Annotated in this window: 19 protein-coding genes, 6 tRNA genes and 3 pseudogenes; 19 read left to right on the top strand and 9 right to left on the bottom strand. The window is 61.0% G+C overall.

The window, feature by feature from the left end; genetic code table 11:
* Nucleotides 1–153: 153 nt before the first annotated feature.
* Complete coding sequence (uvrB, locus tag QCL51_RS17695; RefSeq protein ID WP_103462824.1) at nucleotides 154–2,169, top strand: excinuclease ABC subunit UvrB; 2,016 nt, start codon at nucleotides 154–156, stop codon at nucleotides 2,167–2,169.
* A gap of 128 nt (nucleotides 2,170–2,297) precedes the next feature.
* Here the strand turns inward: uvrB and QCL51_RS17690 are convergent, their stop codons facing one another.
* Entirely contained in the window at nucleotides 2,298–3,788 is a 1,491-nt protein-coding gene (locus tag QCL51_RS17690; protein ID WP_172402858.1) for an MDR family MFS transporter, read from the bottom strand.
* A 49-nt stretch (nucleotides 3,789–3,837) separates the two neighbouring features.
* Nucleotides 3,838–4,893 carry an HlyD family secretion protein gene (locus tag QCL51_RS17685; protein ID WP_021784996.1) on the bottom strand — a complete coding sequence of 352 codons (1,056 nt, stop codon included), beginning with the start codon at nucleotides 4,891–4,893 and terminating at the stop codon, nucleotides 3,838–3,840.
* 143 nt (nucleotides 4,894–5,036) lie between these two features.
* On the opposite strand from QCL51_RS17685, the gene gltX reads away from it, so the two are divergent.
* From gltX to QCL51_RS17645, 8 genes and pseudogenes are all read left to right on the top strand, one after another.
* Nucleotides 5,037–6,518, top strand: a complete 1,482-nt coding sequence (gene gltX / locus QCL51_RS17680; protein ID WP_010952995.1) for a glutamate--tRNA ligase — start codon at nucleotides 5,037–5,039, stop codon at nucleotides 6,516–6,518.
* Between the two features lie 280 nt (nucleotides 6,519–6,798).
* A tRNA-Ala gene (locus QCL51_RS17675) sits at nucleotides 6,799–6,874 on the top strand.
* A 72-nt stretch (nucleotides 6,875–6,946) separates the two neighbouring features.
* Nucleotides 6,947–7,022, top strand: a tRNA-Glu gene (locus QCL51_RS17670).
* Between the two features lie 51 nt (nucleotides 7,023–7,073).
* Nucleotides 7,074–7,149 (top strand) — tRNA-Ala (locus QCL51_RS17665).
* Nucleotides 7,150–7,191: 42 nt separating this feature from the next.
* Nucleotides 7,192–7,267: transfer RNA gene (locus QCL51_RS17660), tRNA-Glu, on the top strand.
* Between the two features lie 61 nt (nucleotides 7,268–7,328).
* Nucleotides 7,329–7,404, top strand: a tRNA-Ala gene (locus QCL51_RS17655).
* A 42-nt stretch (nucleotides 7,405–7,446) separates the two neighbouring features.
* Nucleotides 7,447–7,522 (top strand) — tRNA-Glu (locus tag QCL51_RS17650).
* A 92-nt stretch (nucleotides 7,523–7,614) separates the two neighbouring features.
* Nucleotides 7,615–7,827, top strand: a pseudogene (locus QCL51_RS17645) (transposase domain-containing protein); the annotation flags it as partial.
* Between the two features lie 23 nt (nucleotides 7,828–7,850).
* Here QCL51_RS17645 and QCL51_RS17640 read toward each other — a convergent pair.
* From QCL51_RS17640 to QCL51_RS17620, 5 genes and pseudogenes are all read right to left on the bottom strand, one after another.
* Nucleotides 7,851–8,459, bottom strand: coding sequence for a GAD-like domain-containing protein (locus QCL51_RS17640; RefSeq protein WP_021784999.1), 609 nt, complete (start codon nucleotides 8,457–8,459; stop codon nucleotides 7,851–7,853).
* Nucleotides 8,460–8,470: 11 nt separating this feature from the next.
* A pseudogene (locus QCL51_RS17635) lies at nucleotides 8,471–9,115 on the bottom strand (polymorphic toxin type 15 domain-containing protein); the annotation flags it as partial.
* Between the two features lie 21 nt (nucleotides 9,116–9,136).
* Entirely contained in the window at nucleotides 9,137–10,693 is a 1,557-nt protein-coding gene (locus QCL51_RS17630) for an IS66 family transposase (RefSeq protein WP_338443851.1), read from the bottom strand.
* Between the two features lie 18 nt (nucleotides 10,694–10,711).
* The gene (gene tnpB, locus QCL51_RS17625; RefSeq protein ID WP_019437365.1) at nucleotides 10,712–11,071 is read right to left on the bottom strand and encodes an IS66 family insertion sequence element accessory protein TnpB; all 360 of its coding nucleotides are present in this window, start codon (nucleotides 11,069–11,071) and stop codon (nucleotides 10,712–10,714) included.
* Between the two features lie 84 nt (nucleotides 11,072–11,155).
* Nucleotides 11,156–11,884: pseudogene (locus QCL51_RS17620) on the bottom strand (DUF6861 domain-containing protein); the annotation flags it as partial.
* A gap of 288 nt (nucleotides 11,885–12,172) precedes the next feature.
* On the opposite strand from QCL51_RS17620, the gene QCL51_RS17615 reads away from it, so the two are divergent.
* The 5 genes from QCL51_RS17615 (at nucleotide 12,173) to QCL51_RS17595 (ending at nucleotide 16,099) form a co-directional block, all read left to right on the top strand.
* The gene (locus QCL51_RS17615) at nucleotides 12,173–12,712 is read left to right on the top strand and encodes a TetR/AcrR family transcriptional regulator (RefSeq protein WP_021784933.1); all 540 of its coding nucleotides are present in this window, start codon (nucleotides 12,173–12,175) and stop codon (nucleotides 12,710–12,712) included.
* Between the two features lie 15 nt (nucleotides 12,713–12,727).
* Complete coding sequence (locus QCL51_RS17610; RefSeq protein ID WP_135192514.1) at nucleotides 12,728–13,606, top strand: alpha/beta fold hydrolase; 879 nt, start codon at nucleotides 12,728–12,730, stop codon at nucleotides 13,604–13,606.
* Between the two features lie 102 nt (nucleotides 13,607–13,708).
* Nucleotides 13,709–14,143 carry a thioesterase family protein gene (locus QCL51_RS17605; RefSeq protein ID WP_003247186.1) on the top strand — a complete coding sequence of 145 codons (435 nt, stop codon included), beginning with the start codon at nucleotides 13,709–13,711 and terminating at the stop codon, nucleotides 14,141–14,143.
* Nucleotides 14,144–14,194: 51 nt separating this feature from the next.
* Nucleotides 14,195–15,166, top strand: a complete 972-nt coding sequence (locus QCL51_RS17600; RefSeq protein ID WP_021784931.1) for a tRNA-dihydrouridine synthase — start codon at nucleotides 14,195–14,197, stop codon at nucleotides 15,164–15,166.
* Nucleotides 15,167–15,655: 489 nt separating this feature from the next.
* On the top strand, nucleotides 15,656–16,099 hold the full coding sequence (locus tag QCL51_RS17595) for an Hsp20 family protein (RefSeq protein ID WP_019437397.1): 444 nt from the start codon (nucleotides 15,656–15,658) through the stop codon (nucleotides 16,097–16,099).
* 89 nt (nucleotides 16,100–16,188) lie between these two features.
* On the opposite strand, the gene QCL51_RS17590 is transcribed toward QCL51_RS17595, so the two are convergent.
* Both QCL51_RS17590 and QCL51_RS17585 read right to left on the bottom strand, forming a co-directional pair.
* The gene (locus tag QCL51_RS17590) at nucleotides 16,189–19,485 is read right to left on the bottom strand and encodes a bifunctional diguanylate cyclase/phosphodiesterase (protein ID WP_021784930.1); all 3,297 of its coding nucleotides are present in this window, start codon (nucleotides 19,483–19,485) and stop codon (nucleotides 16,189–16,191) included.
* 61 nt (nucleotides 19,486–19,546) lie between these two features.
* On the bottom strand, nucleotides 19,547–20,425 hold the full coding sequence (locus QCL51_RS17585; protein WP_021784929.1) for a LysR family transcriptional regulator: 879 nt from the start codon (nucleotides 20,423–20,425) through the stop codon (nucleotides 19,547–19,549).
* A gap of 131 nt (nucleotides 20,426–20,556) precedes the next feature.
* Here QCL51_RS17585 and leuC point away from each other — a divergent pair, with 131 nt between their 5' ends.
* The 5 genes from leuC to asd all read left to right on the top strand — a co-directional run bounded on the left by leuC (nucleotide 20,557) and on the right by asd (nucleotide 25,856).
* Nucleotides 20,557–21,990, top strand: a complete 1,434-nt coding sequence (leuC, locus tag QCL51_RS17580; RefSeq protein ID WP_003247191.1) for a 3-isopropylmalate dehydratase large subunit — start codon at nucleotides 20,557–20,559, stop codon at nucleotides 21,988–21,990.
* Complete coding sequence (gene leuD, locus QCL51_RS17575; protein ID WP_003247192.1) at nucleotides 21,987–22,631, top strand: 3-isopropylmalate dehydratase small subunit; 645 nt, start codon at nucleotides 21,987–21,989, stop codon at nucleotides 22,629–22,631. The genes leuC and leuD overlap by 4 nt, the downstream gene beginning before the upstream one ends.
* Nucleotides 22,632–22,778: 147 nt before the next feature.
* A complete protein-coding gene (locus tag QCL51_RS17570; protein ID WP_021784928.1) occupies nucleotides 22,779–23,543 on the top strand; it encodes a class I SAM-dependent methyltransferase in 765 nt (254 codons plus the stop codon).
* A gap of 54 nt (nucleotides 23,544–23,597) precedes the next feature.
* Nucleotides 23,598–24,680 (top strand): 3-isopropylmalate dehydrogenase, encoded by a 1,083-nt coding sequence (gene leuB / locus QCL51_RS17565; protein WP_003247194.1) that lies wholly within the window; start codon nucleotides 23,598–23,600, stop codon nucleotides 24,678–24,680.
* Nucleotides 24,681–24,743: 63 nt separating this feature from the next.
* Nucleotides 24,744–25,856: an aspartate-semialdehyde dehydrogenase gene (gene asd, locus QCL51_RS17560; protein WP_021784927.1), complete on the top strand. Its 1,113-nt coding sequence runs from the start codon at nucleotides 24,744–24,746 to the stop codon at nucleotides 25,854–25,856.
* Nucleotides 25,857–25,899 lie beyond the last annotated feature (43 nt).

The following is a 25,899-nucleotide window of genomic DNA, read 5'->3' as shown; positions in this document are numbered from 1 at the left end:
GGCTATTTGCGCAAATATTTTTCGACCATTGGTCCAATTGCCGTGTCCACCGTTGCACAGGCCCACACCTGTGCCTTGAAAGCGCCCCCGAACGGGCGCATTTGGGTATAGACTACTGGCTAAATTTACAGCTGCTGCACCGTGAGGTCCTTCATGTCCGAGTTCCAGCTCGTCACACGTTTCCAGCCGGCCGGCGACCAGCCCGAGGCTATCCGCCAGTTGGTTGAAGGCATCGAGGCGGGGCTGTCGCACCAGACGCTGCTCGGGGTGACTGGCTCGGGCAAGACCTTCAGCATTGCCAACGTCATCCAGCAGGTGCAGCGCCCGACGCTGGTGCTGGCGCCCAACAAGACGCTGGCCGCCCAGTTGTACGGGGAGTTCAAGGCATTCTTCCCCAACAATGCGGTGGAGTACTTCGTTTCCTATTACGACTACTACCAGCCGGAAGCCTATGTGCCGTCGTCAGACACCTTCATCGAGAAGGACGCCTCGATCAACGACCACATCGAGCAGATGCGTCTGTCGGCGACCAAGGCGCTGCTGGAACGGCGTGACGCGATCATCGTGACCACTGTGTCGTGCATCTACGGCCTGGGCAGCCCCGAGACCTACCTGAAAATGGTCCTGCACGTGGACCGTGGCGACAAGCTCGACCAGCGCGCGCTGCTGCGCCGCCTGGCCGACCTGCAGTACACCCGCAACGAAATGGACTTTGCCCGCGCCACCTTCCGGGTACGCGGCGACGTAATCGACATCTTCCCGGCGGAATCGGATCTGGAAGCCATCCGCATCGAGCTGTTCGACGATGAAGTGGAGAACATCGCCGCTTTCGATCCGTTGACCGGTGAGGTTTTCCGCAAGCTGCCACGTTTCACCTTCTACCCCAAGAGCCACTACGTCACCCCGCGGGAAACCCTGCTGGAAGCAGTGGAGGGCATCAAGGAAGAGCTGAAAGATCGCCTGGAATACCTGCACAAGGCCAACAAGCTGGTCGAAGCGCAGCGTTTGGAGCAACGCACCCGCTTCGATCTGGAGATGATCCTCGAGCTGGGCTATTGCAACGGCATCGAAAACTACTCGCGTTACCTGTCCGGGCGCCCGGCCGGGGCGCCGCCGCCCACCCTGTACGATTACCTGCCGCCCGATGCGCTGCTGGTGATCGACGAATCCCACGTCAGCGTCCCGCAGGTGGGCGCCATGTACAAGGGCGACCGTTCACGCAAGGAAACCCTGGTCGAGTACGGCTTCCGCATGCCTTCGGCGCTGGACAATCGGCCGATGCGTTTCGACGAGTGGGAGGATGTCAGCCCGCAGACCATTTTTGTTTCGGCCACCCCAGGCCCCTACGAGGCCGAGCATGCCGGGCGCGTGGTGGAGCAGGTGGTGCGCCCGACCGGGCTGGTCGACCCGCAGGTAGAGGTACGCCCTGCGCTGACCCAGGTCGACGACCTGCTGTCCGAGATCCGCAAGCGTGTTGCGGCAGGCGAGCGTGTGCTGGCGACAACGCTGACCAAGCGCATGGCCGAGGACCTCAGCGATTACCTGGCCGACCACGACGTACGGGTACGCTACCTGCACTCGGACATTGATACGGTGGAGCGGGTAGAGATTATCCGCGACCTGCGCCTGGGCACCTTCGACGTACTGGTGGGCATCAACCTGCTGCGCGAGGGCCTGGACATGCCCGAGGTGTCGCTGGTGGCCATCCTCGATGCCGACAAGGAAGGTTTTCTGCGTTCCGAGCGTTCCCTGATCCAGACCATTGGCCGCGCTGCACGTAACCTCAATGGCCGAGCCATCCTGTATGCCGATAACGTCACCGGCTCCATGCAGCGGGCCATCGATGAAACCGAGCGCCGCCGCGAGAAGCAGATCGCCTTCAACGAAGCCAACGGCATCGTGCCCAAGGGCGTGGTCAAGGACATCGCCGACATCATGGAAGGCGCCACCGTGCCCGGTGCGCGCAGCAAGAAGCGCAAGGGCATGGCCAAGGCGGCAGAGGAGAGCGCCCGTTACGAGGCCGAATTACGTACGCCGGGCGAGATCACCAAGCGCATCAAGCAGCTGGAAGAGAAAATGATGCAGTTCGCCCGCGACCTGGAGTTCGAGGCGGCGGCGCAGTTGCGTGACGAGATTACCCAGTTGCGTGAGCGGTTGATCAGCAGCTGAAGCCGGGCGCGGGCCCTGTGGGAGCGGGCGTGCCCGCGAAGAATTCAATGCGGTGGCTGGCACCGGCTGCGCCGGTGTTCGCGGGCTCGCCCGCTCCCACAGGCACCGCGCATCATCTGAAATTGTGCTCAGTGGGCCTCCCCAGCCTTCAGCCCCTCCGGCAACTTGCGGGTCAGCAACACCGCCACCATGCTCACCGCCAACCCGATCCCGACAAAGTGGAAGGCATCGTTGTAAGCCATGATCAGCGCCTGCTGGTGGGTAATCTCGCTAAGTTTGCCCAGCGCCGCATTGTCATTGCCCAAGCGCTCCGCCAGTTGCGCCAGCCGCTCAGCCACCTGTGGGTTGCTCGGCACCACCGATTCGCGCAGGTAGTCGAAGTACACCTTGGTGCGCGCATCCAGCAGGGTGGCCAGCAAGGCAATACCAATCGCGCCACCGAGGTTACGCAGAATATTGAACAGGCTCGACGCGGATCCTGCATCCTGTTGTTGGATATACGCGGTGGCAATCAGCGAGATGGTCACCATGATCATCGGTTGGCCCAGGGCGCGGATGATCTGGATATGGTTGAACTGCGGCCCGGCAAAGTCCGGGTTGAGCACCCCCGAGCCGAAACTGGCAGCGCCGAACAGGCAAAACCCCAGCGCGCATAGTACCTTGGGCGATATCACCTTCATCAGTTGTGGCACCAGCGGGATCAGGAACAGTTGCGGAATACCCATCCACATGATCACCTCGCCAATCTGCAAGGCGTTGTAACCCTGTACCTGCGCCAGGTACAGCGGTAGCAGATAGATCGACCCGTAAAGGCCCACGCCCATGCCCAGGCTGGCGATGCTCGACAGGCCAAAGTTGCGGTTGCCGAGGATGCGCAGGTTGATCAGTGGATGTGGCTTGGAAAACTGCAGGATGACGAAGGTGATCAGGCTGACCAGGGCAACGCTGCCCAGGCCGACGATCAGGTGCGACTCCAGCCAGTCCTTGCGGTGCCCTTCTTCAAGAAACACCTGCAGGCAGCCCAACCCAAGGCCGAGCGTGACGATCCCGGCGTAATCGGTACTTTTCAGCAGCTCCCAGTGCGCCTCCTTCTTCTCAAGCCCGTATAACAAGCCGGCGATCATTAGCAGGCCCGGCGGGATATTGATGTAGAAGATGTACTCCCAGCCCCAGTTCTCGGTCAGCCAGCCGCCCAGGGTGGGGCCGATAGAGGGGGCGAAAGTGGCGGTCATGGCGAACATCGCCATGCCTTTGGCGCGGTGGTGCTCGGGCAGCTTGATCAGGGTCAGGGTAAAGGCCAGCGGTATCAGCGCGCCGCCGGTGAAGCCCTGCAAGGCACGGAACAGGATCATGCTCTCCAGGTTCCAGGCCATCGAGCATAGCAGCGACGACAGCAGGAAGCCGCCGGATACCCACACTGCCAGGCGCCGCGCCGACAGCAGCTGCACCAGCCAGGCTGTTAGCGGGATCATGATGATTTCCGCTACCAGGTACGAGGTGGAAATCCATGAGCCTTCTTCCAGCGTCGCCGACAGTGCGCCCTGGATGTCCTTCAACGAGGAGTTGGTGATCTGGATGTCCAGCACTGCCATGAAGGCACCGAGCATCACGCTCATCACCGCGATCCAGTCGCGCCGGGTTGGCTCCGCCGTGGGGCGCAGCAGTTGGTCACCGGCCATTGTGGTCTTGGTCTTCACTGCGCAGGTCGACAGTGGCGGTCACCGACATGCCGGGGCGAATACGCCCATGCAACGGGTTGTCGGCGCGGAACGTGAGTTTTACCGGGATGCGCTGCACAACTTTGGTGAAGTTGCCGGTGGCGTTGTCCGGTGGCAGCAGGCTGAACTGCGCACCGGACGCGGCGAACAGGCTGTCCACCCGGCCTTCGATCGGTGTGTCGGGGTAACTGTCGAACACCAGCTCCGCGCGCTGGCCGGGGTGCATGCGGCCGATCTGGGTTTCCTTGAAGTTGGCCTGCACCCAGATGTCTTCATCCGGCACGATCGACAGCAGGTAGGCGCCAGCCTGCACCACCTGGCCATCGCGCGCACTGCGCTGGCCGATGGTGCCGCTGATCGGTGCATGGATTTCGCAGCGGGTCAGGTTCAGCTCGGCCTGGGCCAGGTCGGTGCGGGCATTGGCGATTTGCGCATCGAGGCGCTTGAGTTCGGCGTTCAGGGTCGTGACCTGCTGGCGCTGGCTTTGCAGGTCGGCGCGTGCCTTGTCGACCTGGGAACCGGCGACATGGCTGTCCGCCGACAGGGAAGTGACCCGCTCCTCAGAGACAAAACCCGGCTTGCGCAGTTTCTCGGCGCGGCTCAGGTCCAGCCGTGAACGGTCGAAAGTGGCCTGGGTAGCCGCCAGCTGGGCCTGGCCGGCGGCAATCAGGCTGCCTTGCTGGGTGAGGCGGCTTTGCGCTTGCGCGTACTCGGCTTCGCGGGTGGCCAGGGCGGCGCGGGCGCGTTCGACCGCCAGCTCGAAGTCGGCGGGCTCCAGGCGCACCAGCAGGTCGCCCTTGTTGACGTGCTGGTTGTCCGCGACCGGGACTGTTTCGATGCGTGCACCGAGCTGGCTGGAGATACGGGTGATCTCGCCCTGCACGTAAGCGTTGTCGGTGCTTTCGTAGAAGCGGCCCTTGAAGTACCAGTGGGCCAGGAAGGCAAGGGCAATGATGGCCACCAGGGTGAAGAAGATCGTCAGGCGGCGTTTGAGTTGGGCAGGCATGGGGACTATCGTTCCAGAAATGTAAACAAATTTAACAGCGGCACAGGGCCTGTCGACAAGTGACGTTCGCGCCATTGCTGGAGCCCGGTGCCCGCCTCCTGCTAACATCCCGCCTTTGTTTCATCTTTCGTTCGAGACTCTCCATGACCACCGTACGCACGCGTATCGCGCCATCGCCTACCGGCGACCCCCATGTCGGCACTGCCTACATCGCCCTGTTCAACTACTGCTTTGCCAAGCAGCACGGCGGTGAGTTCATCTTGCGCATTGAAGACACCGACCAGCTGCGCTCCACGCGTGAGTCGGAGCAACAGATCTTCGACGCCCTGCGCTGGCTTGGCATCGAATGGAACGAAGGCCCGGATGTCGGCGGCCCGCATGGCCCTTACCGGCAGAGCGAGCGTGGCGAAATCTACGCCAAGTACGCCAAGGAACTGGTAGACGCCGGCCACGCCTTCTACTGCTTCTGCACCGCCGAAGAGCTGGAGCAGATGCGTGCCGAGCAGCAGGCCCGCGGCGAAACCCCGCGTTACGATGGCCGTGCGTTGCTGATGAGCGCCGAAGAAGTACAGCGCCGCCTGGACGCTGGCGAGCCGCACGTGATCCGCATGAAGGTGCCGAGCGAAGGTATCTGCGTGGTGCCGGACATGCTGCGTGGCGATGTCGAGATCCCGTGGGACCGCATGGACATGCAGGTGCTGATGAAGAACGACGGCCTGCCGACGTACTTCCTGGCCAACGTGGTCGACGACCACCTGATGGGCATCACCCACGTGCTGCGTGGTGAAGAGTGGCTGCCATCGGCGCCCAAGCTGATCAAGCTGTACGAGTACTTCGGTTGGGAGCAGCCCAAGCTGTGCTACATGCCGCTGCTGCGCAACCCGGACAAATCCAAACTGTCCAAGCGCAAGAACCCGACCTCGGTCACCTTCTATGAGCGCATGGGCTTCATGCCTGAAGCGATGCTCAACTATCTTGGCCGCATGGGCTGGTCGATGCCTGACGAGCGCGAGAAGTTCTCGCTGGCCGAAATGGTCGAGCACTTCGACCTGTCGCGTATCTCGCTGGGCGGCCCGATCTTTGACATCGAGAAGCTGTCCTGGCTCAACGGCCAGTGGCTGCGCGAGCTGCCGGTAGAGGAATTCGCCGCACGCCTGCAGAAATGGGCGTTCAACAGCGACTACATGATGAAGATTGCCCCGCACGTGCAGGGCCGGGTAGAAACCTTCAGCCAGGTTGCCCCGTTGGGCGGGTTCTTCTTCGAAGGCGCGCTCAAGCTGGACGCCAAGCTGTTCGAAAGCAAGAAACTGTCGGCCGACCAGGTACGCCAGGTGATCCAGCTGATCCTGTGGAAGCTTGAAAGCCTGCGCCAGTGGGAAAAAGAGCGCATCACCGGTTGCATCCAGGCCGTGGTCGAGGCGCTGGAGCTGAAGCTGCGTGACGCCATGCCGCTGATGTTCGCCGCCATCACCGGCCAGGCCAGCTCGGTTTCGGTGCTGGACGCCATGGAAATCCTCGGTCCCGACCTGACCCGCTACCGCCTGCGCCAGGCCCTGGACCTGCTGGGTGGGGTGTCGAAGAAAGAAAACAAAGAGTGGGAAAAGCTGTTGGCTTCCATTGCCTGATTCAGCTTTGCACCTAACCTGTGGGAGCGGGCGTGCCCGCGAATGCAATGGTAAATTCAATACCGCATTTGCGGGCACGCCCGCTCCCACAGGCCAACTAAGCCCCAAAAAACCGGGGCAGGGCGGTAAGTGATTGTTATCTGTGAAAAAATTTTTGAATATTTTTGAAAATTAGTTTGACAGTCCTGCAATCCGATCTTAATATGCGCCCCGTCCACAGCGATGAACGAAAACGAAACGCCAGGCACCCAGCCAGCGATTCAGTTCAAAGCGACATTGTGGGGCTATAGCTCAGCTGGGAGAGCGCCTGCATGGCATGCAGGAGGTCAGCGGTTCGATCCCGCTTAGCTCCACCAAATTCCGCTTAGCAGCCAAGGCTGATAAGCAAGACCGGGTCCAGCAACCGGGTCTTGAAGGTAAGAAGGTTCGTCCCCTTCGTCTAGTGGCCTAGGACACCGCCCTTTCACGGCGGTAACAGGGGTTCGAGTCCCCTAGGGGACGCCAGTTTTACACAAGCGATGTTGGTATGTCGCTGGGCCGCGAGGCTAGAAATCCGGGGCTATAGCTCAGCTGGGAGAGCGCCTGCATGGCATGCAGGAGGTCAGCGGTTCGATCCCGCTTAGCTCCACCAATTTTGCCGCGGTTCGCGTTAGCGGATCGGCACGAAGGTTACGTCCCCTTCGTCTAGTGGCCTAGGACACCGCCCTTTCACGGCGGTAACAGGGGTTCGAGTCCCCTAGGGGACGCCACTTTTCCTGCGTTTTGCAGGGCTTTAAAAGGCTCGTCGATTATTGATGAGCCTTTTGTTTCGGGGCTATAGCTCAGCTGGGAGAGCGCCTGCATGGCATGCAGGAGGTCAGCGGTTCGATCCCGCTTAGCTCCACCATTTCTGCCAGGGTTCACGCAAGTGGATCTTCGCGAAGGTTACGTCCCCTTCGTCTAGTGGCCTAGGACACCGCCCTTTCACGGCGGTAACAGGGGTTCGAGTCCCCTAGGGGACGCCACGTTTACCCGCGTTTTGCGGGACTTTAAAGGCTCATTCGCTTATTGAATGGGCCTTTTGTTTTTCCCTTCCAGTAATTTTTCCCCGACAAGCGTACGGCCGTGGGCACTCGGACGCTCGAACTGGCTGTTTGCCGGGTCGCTGCGCAGCGGCAAGCGGGCGGCTGCAATCATGAGCCTGATCCAGTCAGCGCGCATGAATGGGCACGATCCGTACGCCTATCTCAAAGACGTTCTGATGCGGCTGCCGACGCAGCGGGCCAGTGAAATCGATCAATTGCTGCCGCATAAGCGGCAACTAGCTTAGATACTTCAGGCGGCAAGCATGCCTTAAAAACTATATGGCTCAAGCTCTGCGAGCTGAGACAGCAGAATTAAATGCTCCACTGCTTTTAGTTTCTCAACATGATCAAGGGATGCCGACCCACCAAGCATTAACGCTGGAACAAAACCATACATCTCATCATGGCGAAGAGTGCCGAGCTTTTTTCTTGCCGCCTTGAACAAATCTTCCACATCGTTAGAGTCCACTTTTCTGGACACGATAAAGTCTTGAAGCTTACGATCCATTTGCTCGGGGGTGGGTTCAAAGTCATGAATTACGCATCGCGAAAAGACGCTGGTTATCTTCAGTGAAAATCCCGTTTTCTCGCCCCATAGATAGAGATCGCCGAACGCTCCACGGGCAATTAGGTGGTAAGTGTCGCGTTTTTCAAATTCTGTTCCCTCAAGCCACGAAGCCACCACTCCTTCGTATTCTTGCGGGTTCACTATCCAAAAAATTCCATCACCGTATCCGCACCAGCCGTGCTCAGCCCAATATTCCAGAAGCTGATTGGGTAGTTTACCCCTATAACGCTCGATACTCGAAGCTGGCACTTCCTGACGATCAACCGGGCTACCAAACTTTTCTAGGAATCTAGCAAATACCTTGTCCACGGATGCCTCCTTCAGCACTTGTGTAATTTCACGTTGAGGAAAGTTGAATCCCGCAAGGATTCAGGTACCTTCTCAGCAGCTGCTTTAAGGTTTTGAATTTTTGGTCTCCACTGAGGCCCAATGCTGGAGTTAACCTGTCGGTCACCGAAGTCGCCAATGATATCCTTGCCACCAGCACTCAGATCGGGGTTGTGCAGCCCAGCAAGGTTTGCCATCGTTTCCTTGGCTTTTTTTATTGCAGCTTCCTCCGCTTCGAGTACATCCAAGTCTGGAAAATCATTCAGAAAACGCTCTTCCAATTGATCTTGTAGATCCTTGCGTGCCTTTTTGGCAGCCGCAGGGCTTCGTTTCACCGGATTAGCAATATTCTTCAAATACTCATCAACAGTAAGCCGATTCAACCCGTTCTCTTGCCCCTGCAACTGCCGCTCGAACTCGCCAATTTTGGAGGCAGGCATTTTATCTGCCTTGAAGCATTCAACCTCATGCAGCGGCATGGTGTTCGACTTACCCTTGGCGGGCTCTTTGTCTCTTCTCTCTGAGTGGATTGGAGGTGACTTCTGGCTCGCCAGCGGCCCTCTGAGCGGCTCCGCCTTTTGCAGGTCAGGTCTGCGCTTCAACGCATCTTCATGGAGTGCGATCCATGAACCCCACCTTCTAAAAGATAGGGCCTCAGCTTACTGTGGTATCTCTGGCGAGCAGTTCCATGGCAGCAAGGCTTCGTAGTCTGAGACCGACGACGCATACGGCAGGCGCTCAAGTACGTGGCGCAGCCACGTATAGGGCTCCTGGCCGTTGACCTTGGCGGTCTCGACCAAGCTGTATATCTGCGCACTTGCCGTGGCGCCCTTGGGCGTGTCACTGAACAGCCAAGCCTTGCGCCCAATGACAAACGGTTTTATCGCACGCTCTGCCAGGTTGTTGTCGATTGGCAAATGGCCCGCTTCGACATACCGTTCCAGGCGGCTCCAGTTGTTTGCCAGGTAATGCACCGCCTTGCCCAATACGCTTTGCGGCGTCACCTGGGCGTACGTCTTGTCCAGCCAGCTTTTCAGCTGACCGAGGATCGGTAAGCTTCTTTCCTGGCGACCGATGAACCGCTGTTCGTCGCTGACCTCCTTGAGGTCGCGCTCGATGTCATACAGCTTATTGATCATCGTCAGCGCCACATCGGCTCGTCCGGTCTTACCCTTGGGCTGCACCTTTTGTGCTTCGACGAACTTGCGGCGCGCGTGAACCATGCATGCCAGTCGCTCGATACCGGGCTGCAACGCCAAAGCGTTGTAACCCGCATAATCGTCGGTCATCACATAGCCGCGATAGCCTTGCAGCAGACGCAATGGTACTTCCTGCGCACGGCTGGTGGTGTAGTCGAACAGCACAACTTGTCGATCAGGCGGGCCACTGGCTTGCACCCACATCCAGGATTGGCTGGTCGGGTCTCGATCCGGTTCTTTCAACACCTGGACGCGGGTCTCATCGCAATGAATCACCGGACTTTCCAGCAGCCGATCACGCATCAGGTTCAACAGCGGCTGGAAGTATTTACTGCACTGGATCACCCAACGCGCCAGGGTTTGTCGTGGAATCTCGATGCCGTGGCGGGACAGCACACTTTCAAACCTGTGTAGCGGCAAGCCATCGACGTACTTGGTCGTCAGCAGCATGGCCAGCACGCTTGGGCTGGCCATGCTTTTTTCGATTAACTGGGCGGGCTTGTCAGCAGTGACAGGAGCAGTCTCGCAACCACGGCAGCCATAGATCTTGCGCACGTGTTTGAGTACGCGGATCTGCATCGGCACGATATCGAGCTGCTCGCTGGTTTCTTCGCCGATGACATGCTTGCGGCAACCGCAGGTGCAGGTCAGTTCGTGTTCGGGCAACTCATGGATAACTTCGATACGTGGCAGATTAGCCGCCAGTGGCTTGCGCTTGCCACGGCGCTTGACCGGGACAACGACTTCTTCATCGGCATCATCGACTACAGCCAGCAGAGGGTCATTTTCCGCTTCATCGAACATGGCCAGTTGCGGCGTTTTGGGATCGACGGTTTGCTCGGACTTGCGGCCAAAGAAACGGTCACGCCATAACTTGATTTGTTCTTTCAGATCGTCAATTTGGACGATGTGGGCCTGATTGACTTCCTGCTCGCGCAAACGGGCAGCATAGCTCTCAAGCAATAATTGCTTGAGCAGGGCAGGATCGTCTGGGAGATTGTCGGGCACGGAAATCATGCCGCGGATTATACCGGGTCAGGCGACGTAGCGCGGAGTCAAAACCTGATGAGGACGGTTGCGCCAAAGGTCGAAACCGTCGAGCAGCCAATTGAGTTCTTGGACGGTCAGGACAATCGCTTCGTCGCTGGGCTCAGGCGACATTTTGAAGCGCTCGGCTTCCAGGCGCTTGAGCCAGAGGCAGAAGCCGTTGCGCTCCCAGTACAACACTTTGATCCGATTACGCGCCTTGTTGAGGAAGACGAAGAGCACGGGGTCGAACACGGCGACTTTGATATCCAGTTCTACCAAGGCAGTAAGGCCGTCGATGGACTTTCGAAAGTCCACAGGCTTGGGGTAGAGGTAGACTTTTTCGACTTTGCTGTCGGGGCGCATCATGCAGGGCTGGCTCCAGAAGGAAATCGGGAGCACAGCATCGGGCATCAGGTAAGCGCTTTGAATGTGGGGTTCATGGAGCACTTACTCTTCATGCTCGACCATCCACTGGCCAATTCTTGCCCCTTTTGGACTGGCACGCATCTCTAATGCTAGCCTGCCAGCGTTACCTCGACCACGAGTCAAGTATTCGACAATGGCGCCCAGTAACAGAATGACGACTTCAACGTGGCCTAGCGCCATGTTATGGGCAGCGCTTCGAATTGCTAGGGGATCATCCTGGCTGAAGGGAGTTAAACCATCATCACCTCGTGTTCCTTCCCATGCAGTTTTAATTCCTGTCAGATAATAACTGCCAATGCGCGGCAAGCCTTCGACGAAAAATTCTGCAATAGACTGCAGGCCAAGTATCGCCAGTATCCAGCTGCTAGCCTGCAAACCCATTGCAGCCCCCGCAGCCCCCATCGGAACAGCGCCAGCACCTCCAAAGAATGCACCCACACCGGCGCCGATAGCACCTCCGGTCAAGGTGCTACCAGCGACGATCATTGCCATCTGCGTGACAACATCAATGAGGTCTTTGAGGATGCTGGAAATGTCGAGATCGGCGAAACGTTGGCGAAGTAGCTCACTCGCTTGCCACTCAGCCTGATGAAGCGCAGAGCGGACGCTTGCAACGCGGCGGATATTGAGGCTCAGGGAAGGGACAGGTTCACCCCAGTGGTTTCGATATCGGGCACCATTTTGATAGCCCATTTCCCGCCTTATCCGATCTTCAATCTGCTGCCACGACGGCACAATATGCGATAAAAACACCCGATGTCTCCCTGACAATTTGAGTGCTTGAGGGGGCAACAGCCCGCTTTTTGGTCTGGATAGGATACTGGCAAACGGTATAGCGACATCGCCTAGAAGAGTACCTTAAGGATGTGCTGACGCAAAAGGCCGATGAGATCGTAAACTTTTCCGCATCGGGAGGTGGATGGCAAATCTACGCAAGATGTGTTCTACGTACGGTTACCGACAAGCGTCGCAGATTCTGCTTGCAAAAAAATATGATGAGGATAATATTTCGATCATCATATTTTGTTTGGTGCGTGCCAGATGAGCGACAAGAAGAGCAGAACCCGCGAACGCATTCTGGAAGCTGCGCGCAGTGCGCTGATCCAGCACGGCCCGGCCGAGCCCAGCGTCAGCCAGGTAATGGGTGCGGCAGGCCTGACTGTCGGTGGCTTCTATGCGCACTTCGACAGCAAGGACGAGCTGATGCTCGAAGCGTTCCGCCAGTTGTTGGGTGAGCGCCGAGCCTTGCTCGCCCAGATCGACCCCAATCTCGATGGCGCCGGTCGGCGAGCGCTGGCTGGCGCCTTCTACCTCTCGCGCAAGCACCGGGACTGCGAAGTGCATGCATGCCCGCTGCCTAATGCGTTGGGCGAAATGCAGCGCCTGCCGGAGGTTTTCCGCGAGGTGCTGGCCGAGCACATCGAGTTGATGACTGCAGCGATGGTCGACCGCCCTGAGGATGCCGACAAAGCGCTGGCCGACCTGGCCCTGATGGTGGGAGGGCTGGCGCTGGCCCGGGCCCTGGGGGCCAGTGATCTGTCTGACCGTATTTTACGCGCCGCCAAATCGGCGGTGCTTTAACCCTGGAGCATGGCGATGACCACCCTGAACTGGATTCGCGGTGTCAATGGCACCCTGGGCCGCCTGGCCCCCGAGCATGTCGCGGGCAAGATGCGCCGAGCCTTCATGACCCCGCGCAACCTGCCGCCGCGGGATTGGGAGCTGCCTGTGTTGGCCAGCGCCGAGCGAATTGCACTGCGCTTCGGCCTGTCTGCCTTGCGCTGGGGTCAAGGGCCGACCGTGCTGCTGATGCACGGTTGGGAGGGGCGCCCGACGCAGTTTGCCGCCCTGATCGAAACCTTGGTTCAGGCGGGGCATACGGTGGTGTCGCTGGAAGGGCCTGGGCATGGCCGTTCGCCAGGCGAGCAAGCGAACGTGGTGCTGTTTGCCCGGGCGTTGCTGGAAGCTGCTGCTGAGTTGCCGCCGTTGCGTGCAGTCATTGGCCATTCCATGGGTGGGGCGAGCGTGCTGCTGGCTTTACAGATGGGCCTGCGCGCAGAGGCGGCTGTCAGCATTGCGGCCCCGGCGCAATTGTTGGGTGTATTACGTGGTTTCGCCCATCGTCTGGGGCTGCCAGCACGGGCGCGGGCAGCGTTCATTCGCCAGGTTGAGCGCGATGTGGGCATGCAGATTGCGCGGTTGGATGTCGCTGGTTACCAGCTGGAGCTGCCGGGGCTCGTGGTGCATGCCACCGATGATGCTCTCGTGCCCCCAGATGAGGCACATGTCATCCACAAGGCCTGGTTCGACAGCCGTCTGATGCTGCTGGAAGAGGGGGGGCACCAGCGGGTGCTGGCCGATCCGCGGCTGAGTGAAGCCGTGCTCGAACTGCTGGCCCGGGTTGATGCGGTCAGTGCAGGAGCCGCTTCAGCCGTGAACATCGGCATCGCCGGTGCCATTCGCCGCGCTGTCTGATTCGCGGGCAAGCCCCTCCATAACAGCCGCGTCAGGCTCACAGGGGCTGGACATTGTCCTGCAGATCGCTGCTAAATCGCTTTTTGCGCCAAGGAAGCGAAAATGAGCTGGGACCTGGCAACACCCTTCGTCATCGACCTGCGCGTGGGCAGCGAGGACATCGACGGCCTTGGCCACGCCAACAATGCGGTCTACGTTACCTGGCTTGAGCGTTGCGCCTGGCGCCATTCCCAGCGCCTGGGGCTGGACCTGGCCGAATACCGGCGCCTTGACCGGGCGATGGCCGTGGTGCGCCACGAAATCGACTACCTGGCCGCTGCCTATGAGGACGACGAGCTGCAACTGGCCACCTGGATCATTGACTGGGACCAGCGCCTGCGCATGACCCGGCGTTTTCAGCTCAAGCGCCCGCGCGATGGTGTGACACTGCTGCGCGCGCAAACCACATTTGCCTGCATCGAGCTGTCCAGCGGCAAGCCCAGGCGCATGCCGGCGGAATTCGTCGAGGGTTACGGCCCGGCGCTGATCGGTGCCTGAGCCGCCGGCAATTTTTGTTAAACTGCCGGCTTTTTCCGCTGAGACACCGACATGCAAATTGCCCTGGCCCCCATGGAGGGGCTGGTCGACAACATCCTGCGCGACGTATTGACCCGCGTGGGCGGTATCGACTGGTGCGTCACCGAGTTCATTCGCGTGTGCGACCGTCTGTTGCCGGCGTCCTCGTTCCACAAGTTGGCGCCTGAGTTGCGCCAAGGCGCGCGCACGGCTGCCGGTGTGCCCATGCGTGTGCAATTGCTGGGTTCGGACCCGGTATGCCTGGCGGAAAACGCCGCACTGGCTTGCGAGCTTGGGGCGCCGGTGATCGACCTGAACTTCGGTTGCCCGGCAAAGACGGTGAACAAGTCGCGCGGTGGTGCGGTACTGCTCAAAGAGCCGGAGTTGCTGCACGCCATTGTGCGTGAAGTGCGGCGTGCAGTACCGGCGAATATCCCGGTGACCTCGAAGATGCGCCTGGGCTTCGACAGCCCCGACGGTGCACTGGAGTGCGCCACGGCGTTGGCCGAAGGTGGTTCGGCACACCTGGTGGTGCACGCACGGACCAAGGTTGAGGGTTACAAGCCGCCAGCGCATTGGGAGTGGGTGGCGCGGGTACAGGATGTGGTCAAGGTGCCGGTGTTTGCCAATGGCGAAATCTGGACGGTCGATGACTGGCGGCGTTGCCGCGAGGTCAGTGGTGCCGAAGACATCATGCTCGGCCGCGGGCTGGTATCGCGCCCGGACCTGGGCCTGCAGATTGCAGCGGCGCGGGACGGGCGCGACTATCAGCCGATGAGCTGGGATGACTTGCTGCCACTGTTGCGTGAGTTCTGGCGCCAGGCCCAGGCTAAATTGTCGCCGCGTTATGCACCGGGGCGAATGAAACAGTGGCTGGCGATGCTGACTCGCAGTTACCCCGAAGCGGTGGTGTTGTTTGCCGAGTTGCGCCGGGAAGATGACTGCGCGCGGATCAGCCGGTTGCTGGGGGTTGAGACTCATACCTTTGAGGCTTGCGTCGCCTGAGCAGGCCTCTTCGCGGGTACTGCACCTGTACGGTTCACCCGCGAAAGGGGCGGGCCTGCTGGCCAATCTCCACCTGCCATTCACCGTTGCCGCCGTTGCCGTATTCGCGGGTAAACCCGCTCCTACACCTGATCGGGGGTGGGCACATGTCGGTGGCTGGGCACAGGCCGTCGTAGGAGCGGGTTCACCCGCGAAAGGGGCGGGCCTGCTGGCCAATCTCCACCCGCCATTCACCGTTGCCGCCGCTGCCGTATTCGCGGGTAAACCCGCTCCTACACCTGATCGGGCGTGGGCGCATGTCGGTGGCTGGGCACAGGCCGTCGTAGGAGCGGGTTCACCCGCGAAGGGGCCGTCAGGCCCCATGCAAAAAAATCAGATTTTTTCTATTTGCCCCTTGAAAGCATTTCCCTCGGCCATATCTTTTGAGTACGCGATGCCGAAGCCGGGTCGCGTAATGACTTACTTGCTGAATCTCAGGAGTTTATGACCATGACTACTGCTTTCTCTCTTGCTCCACTGTTCCGTCATTCCGTTGGTTTCGACCGTTTCAACGACCTGTTCGAATCAGCGGCACGTAACGAGGCCGGTAGCAGCTACCCGCCCTATAACGTGGAAAAGCATGGCGATGACCACTACCGCATCGTGGTTGCTGCAGCCGGTTTCCAGGAAGAGGACCTCGACCTGCAGGTCGAAAAAGGTGTCCTGACCGTGACCGGTGGCAAGCGCGACAATAGCGCCGCTGAAGTGACCTACCTGCACCAGGGTATCGCACAACGCGCCTTCAAGCTGTCGTTCCGCCTGGCTGATCATATCGAAGTGAAGGCCGCCGGACTGGCCAATGGCCTGCTCAGCATCGACCTGCTGCGCATCGTGCCAGAAGAAGCCAAGGCCAAACGCATCCCGATCAATGGCGAGAAACCAGCGCTGAACTGATCGCGCTGCAATGAAGAAGGGCACCCCCCCAGGGGTGCCCTTTTTCGTGCGTCCTCATGCGGTCTCGTGCAGGGCGTACATTCAGGCCATCAGTAATCTGCCGGCGCCTCCAGCAATATCTGACGGAACTCGGACAGCGGCAATGGCCGGCTGTGCAGATAGCCCTGGTACAGATGGCATCCCAGTCGCTCAAGAAACGCCAGCTGTTCGGTCAGCTCTACCCCTTCGGCAATCACCGCCAGGTCCAGACTGCGGGCCATGGCGACAATGGCGCGGACAATTTCTGCGTCGTTGGGGTCGTCCGGTGCATCGCGTACGAAGCTCTGGTCGATTTTCAGCGCATCCACTGGCAGGCGTTTCAGGTAAGTCAGCGAGGAGTAGCCGGTGCCGAAGTCATCCATGGCGAAACTCACCCCGTAGCCCTTCAGCTCGCGCATCTTGCTGATGGTGTCTTCCAGGTTCTGGATGACAATGCCTTCTGTGATTTCCAGCGTCAGCATCTGCCGCGGCAGGCGGTAATCGTCCAGGCTGCGCAGCACCCGCCCGACAAAGTCGTTCTGGCGGAACTGTCGCGGGCTTATGTTCACGCACAGGCTGAAATCATCAGCGTCGATCAACCCGTCGGTGAGCATGCGGGCGCAGGCGTCGCAGGCTTCGTCGAGAATCCAGCTGCCAACTTCAAGGATCAAGCCGCTTTCTTCCAGTACCTGGATGAACTGCGAGGGCGGTTGCTGGCCCAGTTGCGGGTGGTGCCAGCGCAGCAGTACTTCGGCACCGACGATGCGGTTGTCGCGGGCATCCACCTGTGGCTGGAAGTGCAGCGCCAGTTCGCCACGGGCCAAGGCCAGGCGCAGGTCGTTTTCCATGCGCAGGCGCTCACTGGCGGCCTTCTGCATGGTGGTGTGGAACAGCTGGGTGGTGTTGCGGCCGGAGTCCTTGGCCCGGTACAGGGCGATATCGGCACGCTTGAGCAGGTCGGCCGGTGTGGTGCCGTGGTCGGGGATCAGCGCCACGCCGATGCTGGGCGTTACCTGCAGGCGCTGGCCATCCAGTGACATTGGCTCGGCCAGCAGTTCGCGCAGGGTGTCGGCCAGCTCGCGTACTTTCTCTTCCACGTGTTCGCGGCTCCCTTCCAGGCCGCTGAGCAGCACGACGAATTCGTCGCCCCCCAGACGTGCCACGGTGTCCTCCAGGCGCACGCTGGCTTCCAGACGGGCAGTGATGATCTTCAGCACGGTGTCGCCCACTGGGTGGCCCAGCGAGTCGTTGATGTGCTTGAAGTGGTCAAGGTCGAGGAACAGCAGGGCGCCGCGCAGGTTATGGCGCTTGAGCAGGGCGATCTGCTGGCTCAGGCGGTCCATCAGCAAGGCGCGGTTGGGCAGGTTGGTCAGCGGGTCGTGATAGGCCAGGTGGCGTATCTGCGCCTGGGCGTTCTTCAACTGGCTCACGTCACGGGCGGTCAGCAGCAGGCAGTCCACTTCGTTGAGGGTGATCGGTTCCACCGAAACCTCGACCGTGAGGATATCGCCACGCTTGTTGCGCCCGAGCATCTCGCGGTGGTGTACCCGGCCGCGCTCGCGCAGTTCGGCAAGTAATGCACTACGTTGCTTGTCGTCGGCCCAGATGCCGATCTCGTACACCGTGTGGCCGACCACTTCGGCAGTGCTGTAGCCGGTCAGGCGGCAGAAGCCGTCGTTGACTTCCAGGTAGCGGCCGCTGTGGCGTTCGGTGATGGTGATGGCGTCGGGGCTGGAGTGAAAGGCCTTGGCGAACTTCTCCTCGCTGGACTTCAGCGCTGCTTCGGCGCGTTGTTGCTGGGTGATGTCGCGCAGGGTGGTAACGCTGCAGGGCTGGTCGTCGACGGTGATCAGGCGGCTGGAAATCACGCAGGTCAGGGGCACGCCATTGCGGTGGTTGAGTACCACGGCGACGTTGCTCAAGGCCTGTTCGCGGATCACCTGCTCGATGCGCCGCGCGCGCTCGATGGACTCGGCCCACAGGCCGATCTCCTCTGCGGTACGCCCAAGCACCTGCTCGCTGCTCCAGCCGAAGGTCTGGGTGAACGCTGGATTGATCTCGATGAACTGGCCGGTGTCCTGGCGGGTGACGCAGATCGGGTCGGGGCTGACCTGGAACAGGCTGGCAAACTTCTCTTCCGAGGCGCTCAGGCGCTGTTCGCGTTCCACCTGGTCGGTGATGTCGAGCAAGGTTCCCGCCATGCGCAAGGGGATGCCCTGGTCGTCGCGGTACAGCCGCGCGCGGCTTTCTATGTAGCGTGAAGCGCCGTTTTCCAGCTGCACCCTGTAGGTGATCTGATAGTTGCCGGCAGGCCCTTCGCGCAGGCTACGGTAGGCCTGTCGCATCGAGTTGCGCTCTTGCTCCGGCACACCCTCGAAGAATGCATCGAACGATTCATGAAAGGGGATGGGCGGCAAGCCATGCAGCTGCGCGGCGCGGGCCGAGCCGTAGAGCATGCCGCTTGGGATGTGCCAGTCCCAGGTGCCCAGTTGCGCTGAGTCCAGGGCCAGGTCCAGGCGCTCCTGGCTGTCCTTCAGGGCCTGCTCGGCGCGCTTGCGTTCGGTGGTGTCGACGAATGTACTGATCAGGAAGGTCACGCCTTCCAGTTCGATGCCCTGGGTGCACAGGATGCCGTCATGCACCTTGCCGCTGGATGCGCGGAATTGCACCTCCATGATCAGCGGGCCGCCGTTGGCGCGGGTCGAATCGATTATCTGGTGGCGCTGTTCGGGGTTGACCCACAGGCCCAGTTCCAGGCTGGTCTTGCCGATCACCTGGCTGCCGGGCCAGCCGAACATGTCTTCGAAGTGCTGGTTGACCTCGAAGATCATGCCATCGTGGCGGCGGGTCAGCAAAATGGCGTTGGGGCTCAGGTGGAACAGCGTGGCGAAGCGCTTTTCCGAATTGATCAGCGCCGTTTCCCGCTCGCGCTGGCGGGTTATCTCGCGGATCACACCGATCATCTGCGGCCGGCCGTGCAGGTCGTGGGTCAGGCTACCGTTGATCTCCAGCCAGTGCAGGCTGCCATCCGGCCAGCGGATACGGTGGCGCATGGCCTGCTCCACCGGCTCGCCGTTGACCACCGCCTGGAACACCTGGCGCGTACGGGCGCGGTCTTCCTCGGGCAGCAGGTCGAGGTAATCGATGTCGGCAGGCAGTGGCTGCTGTGGGTCGAAACCGAACAGGGCCTGGGTGCCCCGCGACCAACTGACCCTGCCGCTTTCGATATCCCATAGCCAGGCGCCCAGGCGTGCGCCGTTGAGCGCTGCCAGCAGTTGCGGGGCGTTCTGCCAGGCCTGCTCGGACTCTTGGGGATCAGCTGCAGGTATGCGCGGCAGGCGCAAAAAGCGGTTTGCTGATTTGGGCATCGGTACCAGACCTGTGGCGTATGACGTGTCCTTGGAATCGAAATGGCTGGCTGACAGCCGGTCAGGTGGGCTCTGAGTGGCTGTCGAGCAGGGCCATGAATGCCCTGGCCGCATTCGATAGCGTACGCTCCGTGTGCAGAATGTAGCCTAGCTGGCGCGAAAGCTGTATGCCGGGCAAAGCGATGGGTGCAACCTGTTCGTCGAGCATGGTACGTGGCAGCACGCTCCAGGCCAGGCCGATCGACACCATCATCTTGATGGTTTCCAGGTAGTTGGTGCTCATGGCGATGTTCGGCATCAGCCCCTGGCTTTCGAACAGGCGCTGGACAATATGGTGGGTAAAGGTATTGCCGCCGGGGAATACCGCCGGGTGGCGGGCGACGTCAGCCAGGCTGACCGCCTGGTTGCTGGCCAGCGGGTGCTCGGGGGCGGCGACGAAGTCCAGGGCGTCGTCCCACACTGGCACGGCCTTGATCAAGTGGTGTGGCTCGGGCGCCAGGGTGATCACGGCGATTTCGGCTCGGCCATGCAAAATCTCGTCGTAGGCCTGTTCCGAATCCATGAACTGAATATCCAGTGCCACTGCCGGGTACTGGCGGGTGAAAACCCGTAGTAGCGGGGGCAGGCGGTGCAGGCCGATGTGGTGGCTGGTGGCCAGGGTCAGACGACCGCTCACGGCCCCGGTCAGATTGGTCAGCGCCCGTCGGGTATCATCAAGGACGTTGAGGATCTGGTAGGCCCGCGGCAGCAGGGCGCGCCCGGCTTCGGTGAGGGTTACCTCGCGGCCCAGGCGGTCGAACAGGCGCACGTCCAGTTGCTGCTCCAGGCCGGCGATGCGTTTGCTGATGGCCGGTTGGGTCAGGAACAGGCGCTCGGCTGCGCCGGAAAAGCTACCGGTTTCGGCAATGGCGATGAAGGCGCTGAGGTTGGCCAGGTCCATGGTGTGGTATTCCTTTGGGTTATCCAAAGCATAAAAATTATGAATTTGAGTTATTCAATCTAACCCCATAGCATCGTCCGTACAAGCCAAGGGGTCTTTGGCATAGAAAGACGCTGATGAGGAACAGTCTGATGGCTGGCAAAACGCTCTACGACAAACTCTGGGAAGCCCATGAGGTCAAGCGCCGTGATGACGGCTCGTCCTTGATCTACATCGACCGCCACATCATCCACGAAGTGACGTCGCCCCAGGCCTTCGAAGGCCTGCGCCTGGCCAACCGCAAACCGTGGCGTATCGACGCCAACATCGCCACGCCGGACCACAACGTGCCGACCACGCCAGAGCGCAAGGGTGGTATCGAGGCGATCGTCGACCAGGTGTCGCGCCTGCAAGTGCAAACCCTCGACGAGAACTGTGACGAATACGGCATCGTCGAATTCAAGATGAACGACGAGCGCCAGGGCATCGTCCACGTCATCAGCCCGGAGCAGGGCGCCACCTTGCCAGGCATGACCGTGGTCTGCGGTGACTCGCACACTTCCACCCACGGAGCCTTCGGTGCCCTGGCCCACGGCATCGGCACCTCTGAGGTCGAGCACGTGCTCGCCACTCAGTGCCTGGTCGCCAAGAAGATGAAAAACATGCTTGTGCGCGTGGAAGGCCAGTTGCCGGCCGGCGTTACCGCCAAGGATATCGTGCTGGCCGTGATCGGCAAGATCGGCACCGCCGGTGGCAACGGTCACGCCATGGAATTCGCCGGCAGTGCCATTCGCGAATTGTCGATGGAAGGCCGCATGACCATCTGCAACATGTCCATCGAAGCCGGTGCCCGCGTGGGCCTGGTGGCGACCGATGCCACCACCGTTGCCTACGTCGAAGGCCGCCCGTACGCGCCGAAGGGCGAGCAGTGGAAGCAAGCGGTCGAATCGTGGAAAGACCTGGTGTCGGATGACGACGCCGTATTCGACACCGTGGTGGAACTGGATGCCAGCCAGATCAAGCCGCAAGTCAGCTGGGGCACTTCGCCCGAAATGGTTCTGGCTGTCGACCAGCGTGTGCCAGACCCGGCTGCCGAAGCCGACCTGGTCAAGCGTGGTTCGATCGAGCGTGCCTTGAAGTACATGGGGCTGACCGCCAACCAGGCGATCACCGATATCAAGCTCGACCGTGTGTTCATCGGCTCGTGCACCAACTCGCGAATCGAGGACCTGCGCGCAGCGGCGGAAATCGCCAAGGGCCGCAAGGTGGCTGCCAGTGTCAAGCAAGCCATCGTCGTACCGGGTTCGGGGCTGGTCAAGGCTCAGGCCGAGCGTGAAGGCCTGGACAAGATCTTCCTCGAAGCCGGTTTCGAATGGCGTGAACCAGGCTGCTCGATGTGCCTGGCGATGAACCCGGACCGCCTGGAAAGCGGCGAGCACTGCGCGTCCACCTCCAACCGCAACTTCGAAGGCCGTCAGGGCGCCGGTGGTCGAACCCATCTGGTCAGTCCGGCCATGGCCGCCGCTGCTGCTGTAGCTGGCCACTTCATCGATGTCCGCGAGTTGATCCAAGGGAGCGCAGCATGAAAGCCTTTACCCAGCACACTGGCCTTGTCGCACCGTTGGACCGTGCCAACGTCGACACCGACCAGATCATCCCCAAGCAGTTCTTGAAGTCGATCAAGCGCACCGGCTTTGGCCCGAACCTGTTCGACGAGTGGCGTTACCTGGACGTGGGTCAGCCCTACCAGGACAATAGCAAGCGACCGGTCAACGAAGAGTTCGTGCTCAACCATGCGCGCTACCAGGGTGCCAGCGTGTTGCTGGCGCGGGAAAACTTTGGTTGTGGCTCCAGCCGTGAGCATGCCCCTTGGGCGCTGGACGAGTACGGCTTCCGCAGCATCATTGCGCCGAGCTTTGCCGACATTTTCTTCAACAACAGCTTCAAGAACGGCTTGCTGCCGATCATTCTGAGCGATGAGGAAGTCGACGAGCTGTTCAAGCAGGTCGAAGCCAACCCGGGCTACCAGCTGACCATCGACCTGCAGGCGCAGGCGGTGACCCGCCCGGATGGCAAGGTGTTGCACTTCGAGATCGATGCTTTCCGCAAGCACTGCCTGCTCAACGGCCTGGACGATATCGGCCTGACCCTGCAGGACAGCGATGCGATCAAGGCCTTCGAAGCCAAGCACCGTGCCAGCCAGCCTTGGCTGTTCCGCGATGCCTGAAGTTCGTAGGTGAAAGTGCCGGCCTCTTCGCGGGTAAACCCGCTCCCACAGGGATATCACCAGCCCTGAGGGCCATGAAGGTCCTGTGGGAGCGGGCGTGCCCGCGAGAGGGCCGGCACAGGCAACAAAAATCTATAGGAACGAGACATGACCAGCACCCAGCACATCGATGTGGTCCAACGCCAGTTCGGCGAACAGGCCAGCGCCTACCTCAGCAGCGCCGTGCACGCCCAAGGCAGTGAATTCGCCCTGCTGCAGGCTGAGCTGGCAGGGCAGGCCCATGCCCGCGTGCTGGACCTGGGCTGCGGTGCCGGTCATGTCAGCTTCCACGTCGCCCCGCTGGTTAACGAAGTGGTCGCCTACGACCTCTCTCAATCCATGCTCGACGTGGTCGCCAGCGCCGCCGCCGAACGCGGCCTGGGCAATATCATTACCGAACGCGGCGCTGCCGAACGCCTGCCGTTCGCCGATGCATCGTTCGACTTCGTCTTCAGCCGTTATTCGGCCCACCACTGGAGCGACCTGGGCCTGGCTCTGCGCGAAGTGCGCCGGGTCCTCAAGCCAGGGGGTGTGGCGGCGTTCATCGACGTGATGTCGCCGGGCAGCCCGCTGCTCGACACTTACCTGCAAACGGTCGAAGTGCTGCGCGACACCAGCCATGTGCGCGACTATTCCGCCGCCGAGTGGCAGCGGCAGGTCAGCGAGGCCGGCCTGCGCGTGCGCAGCCACACCCGCCAACCGCTGCGCCTGGAGTGGAGCACCTGGGTTGAGCGCATGCGCACCCCCGAGCCGATGCGCGCGGCCATCCGCCAGTTGCAGCAAGCCATGGGCGAAGAAGTACGGCAGTATTACCAGATCGAGGCCGACGGCTCATTCAGCACGGATGTGCTGGTGTTGTGGGCCGAGCGTTAAGCACTTTTCGGTGGGGCCCGCTTGGCCGCACCGCGTGAATGGATAGAGGAAAGCATGAGCAAGCAGATTCTGATTCTCCCAGGTGACGGTATCGGCCCGGAAATCATGGCCGAAGCGGTCAAGGTACTGGAGCTGGCCAACGACAAGTTCCAGCTCGGCTTCAGCCTGGCGCACGACGTGATTGGTGGCGCGGCCATCGACAAGCACGGTGTGCCGCTGGCCGACGAAACCCTGGAGCGTGCGCGCAAGGCCGATGCGGTGCTGCTGGGGGCTGTGGGCGGGCCGAAGTGGGACAAGATCGAGCGAGACATTCGCCCGGAGCGCGGCCTGCTGAAGATCCGTTCGCAACTGGGCCTGTTCGCCAACCTGCGCCCGGCCATTCTTTACCCGCAACTGGCCGACGCCTCGTCGCTGAAGCCGGAAATCGTGTCGGGCCTGGACATTCTCATCGTCCGTGAGCTGACCGGCGGCATCTACTTCGGTGCCCCGCGCGGCCAGCGCGAGCTGGAGGGCGGCGAACGCCAGGCCTACGACACCCTGCCGTACAGCGAAAGCGAAGTGCGCCGCATTGCCCGTGTCGGCTTCGACATGGCCCGCGTGCGCGGCAAGAAACTGTGCTCGGTGGACAAGGCCAACGTTCTGGCCTCCAGCCAGCTGTGGCGTGAAGTGGTCGAAGACGTGGCCAAGGACTACCCGGACGTGGAACTGAGCCACATGTACGTCGACAACGCTGCCATGCAGCTGGTGCGTGCACCCAAGCAGTTCGACGTGATGGTGACCGACAACATGTTCGGTGACATTCTGTCGGATGAAGCTTCCATGTTGACCGGTTCCATCGGCATGCTGCCTTCGGCGTCTCTGGATGCCGACAACAAGGGCATGTACGAGCCGTGCCACGGCTCGGCACCGGACATCGCAGGCCTTGGCATCGCCAACCCATTGGCGACCATCCTGTCGGTCTCGATGATGTTGCGTTACAGCTTCAATCAGTCGGCTGCCGCCGAGGCGATCGAGAAGGCCGTGAGCCTGGTTCTGGACCAGGGTCTGCGCACTGGCGACATCTTCTCGGAAGGCTGCCGCAAAGTTGGTACGCAGGAAATGGGCGACGCAGTAGTCGCAGCGCTGCGGAATCTGTAATCTCTCTGGCCCGCCCCCAAAAATTCCCGGTGGCGGCCCACTTTTAGCAAAGGTGTAGTTGCGATGAAACGTGTAGGTCTGATCGGTTGGCGCGGTATGGTCGGTTCCGTGCTCATGCAGCGGATGCTGGAGGAGCAGGATTTCGACCTTATCGAGCCGGTGTTCTTCACTACCTCCAATGTTGGTGGCCAGGGTCCGAACGTGGGCAAGGATACAGCGCCCCTCAAGGACGCTTATTCGATTGAAGAACTCAAGACCCTCGACGTGATCCTGACCTGCCAGGGCGGCGACTACACCAACGAGGTCTTCCCCAAGCTGCGTGAAGCTGGCTGGCAGGGTTACTGGATCGACGCTGCTTCGTCCCTGCGCATGCAGGATGACGCGGTGATCATCCTTGACCCGGTCAACCGCAAGGTCATCGACCAGCAACTGGACGCCGGCACCAAGAACTACATCGGTGGCAACTGCACCGTCAGCCTGATGCTGATGGGCCTGGGTGGTCTGTTCGAGGCCGGTCTGGTCGAGTGGATGAGCGCCATGACCTACCAGGCGGCTTCGGGTGCCGGTGCGCAGAACATGCGCGAGCTGATCAAGCAGATGGGCGCTACCCACGCGGCAGTGGCCGATGACCTGGCCAACCCGGCCAGCGCCATCCTCGATATCGACCGCAAGGTTGCCGAGACCATGCGCAGTGAAGCGTTCCCGACCGAGAACTTCGGCGTGCCGCTGGCGGGCAGCCTGATCCCGTGGATCGACAAGGAACTGCCGAACGGTCAGAGCCGCGAAGAGTGGAAGGCCCAGGCCGAAACCAACAAGATCCTCGGCCGCTTCAAGAGCCCGATCCCGGTCGACGGCATCTGCGTGCGCATCGGCGCCATGCGCTGCCACAGCCAGGCGCTGACCATCAAGCTGAACAAGGACGTGCCGATCGCCGACATCGAAGGCATGATCAGCCAGCACAACCCTTGGGTGAAGCTGGTGCCGAACCAGCGTGAAATCAGCATGCAGGAGCTGAGCCCGACCAAGGTCACCGGCACCCTGAACATCCCGGTTGGCCGCCTGCGCAAGCTGAACATGGGTTCGCAGTACCTGGGCGCGTTCACCGTGGGTGACCAGCTGCTGTGGGGCGCCGCCGAACCGCTGCGCCGTATGTTGCGGATTCTGCTGGAGCGTTGATCGTTCTGTTTTGACCAAAAACCCGCGCTGGCAACGGCGCGGG

The organism is Pseudomonas sp. LTR0, from assembly GCF_036630035.1.
GTDB lineage: Bacteria > Pseudomonadota > Gammaproteobacteria > Pseudomonadales > Pseudomonadaceae > Aquipseudomonas > Aquipseudomonas putida_Y.
This window is presented reverse-complemented; position numbering and strand designations above follow the sequence as displayed.

Coding starts and splice junctions, on each gene's coding strand:
- uvrB (WP_103462824.1), top strand. CDS start 154: ATGTCCGAGTTCCAGCTCGTCACACGTTTCCAGCCGGCCGGCGACCAG.
- QCL51_RS17685 (WP_021784996.1), bottom strand. CDS start 4,893: ATGCCTGCCCAACTCAAACGCCGCCTGACGATCTTCTTCACCCTGGTG.
- gltX (WP_010952995.1), top strand. CDS start 5,037: ATGACCACCGTACGCACGCGTATCGCGCCATCGCCTACCGGCGACCCC.
- QCL51_RS17630 (WP_338443851.1), bottom strand. CDS start 10,693: ATGATTTCCGTGCCCGACAATCTCCCAGACGATCCTGCCCTGCTCAAG.
- tnpB (WP_019437365.1), bottom strand. CDS start 11,071: ATGATGCGCCCCGACAGCAAAGTCGAAAAAGTCTACCTCTACCCCAAG.
- QCL51_RS17615 (WP_021784933.1), top strand. CDS start 12,173: ATGAGCGACAAGAAGAGCAGAACCCGCGAACGCATTCTGGAAGCTGCG.
- QCL51_RS17610 (WP_135192514.1), top strand. CDS start 12,728: ATGACCACCCTGAACTGGATTCGCGGTGTCAATGGCACCCTGGGCCGC.
- QCL51_RS17605 (WP_003247186.1), top strand. CDS start 13,709: ATGAGCTGGGACCTGGCAACACCCTTCGTCATCGACCTGCGCGTGGGC.
- QCL51_RS17600 (WP_021784931.1), top strand. CDS start 14,195: ATGCAAATTGCCCTGGCCCCCATGGAGGGGCTGGTCGACAACATCCTG.
- QCL51_RS17595 (WP_019437397.1), top strand. CDS start 15,656: ATGACTACTGCTTTCTCTCTTGCTCCACTGTTCCGTCATTCCGTTGGT.
- QCL51_RS17590 (WP_021784930.1), bottom strand. CDS start 19,485: ATGCCCAAATCAGCAAACCGCTTTTTGCGCCTGCCGCGCATACCTGCA.
- QCL51_RS17585 (WP_021784929.1), bottom strand. CDS start 20,425: ATGGACCTGGCCAACCTCAGCGCCTTCATCGCCATTGCCGAAACCGGT.
- leuC (WP_003247191.1), top strand. CDS start 20,557: ATGGCTGGCAAAACGCTCTACGACAAACTCTGGGAAGCCCATGAGGTC.
- leuD (WP_003247192.1), top strand. CDS start 21,987: ATGAAAGCCTTTACCCAGCACACTGGCCTTGTCGCACCGTTGGACCGT.
- QCL51_RS17570 (WP_021784928.1), top strand. CDS start 22,779: ATGACCAGCACCCAGCACATCGATGTGGTCCAACGCCAGTTCGGCGAA.
- leuB (WP_003247194.1), top strand. CDS start 23,598: ATGAGCAAGCAGATTCTGATTCTCCCAGGTGACGGTATCGGCCCGGAA.
- asd (WP_021784927.1), top strand. CDS start 24,744: ATGAAACGTGTAGGTCTGATCGGTTGGCGCGGTATGGTCGGTTCCGTG.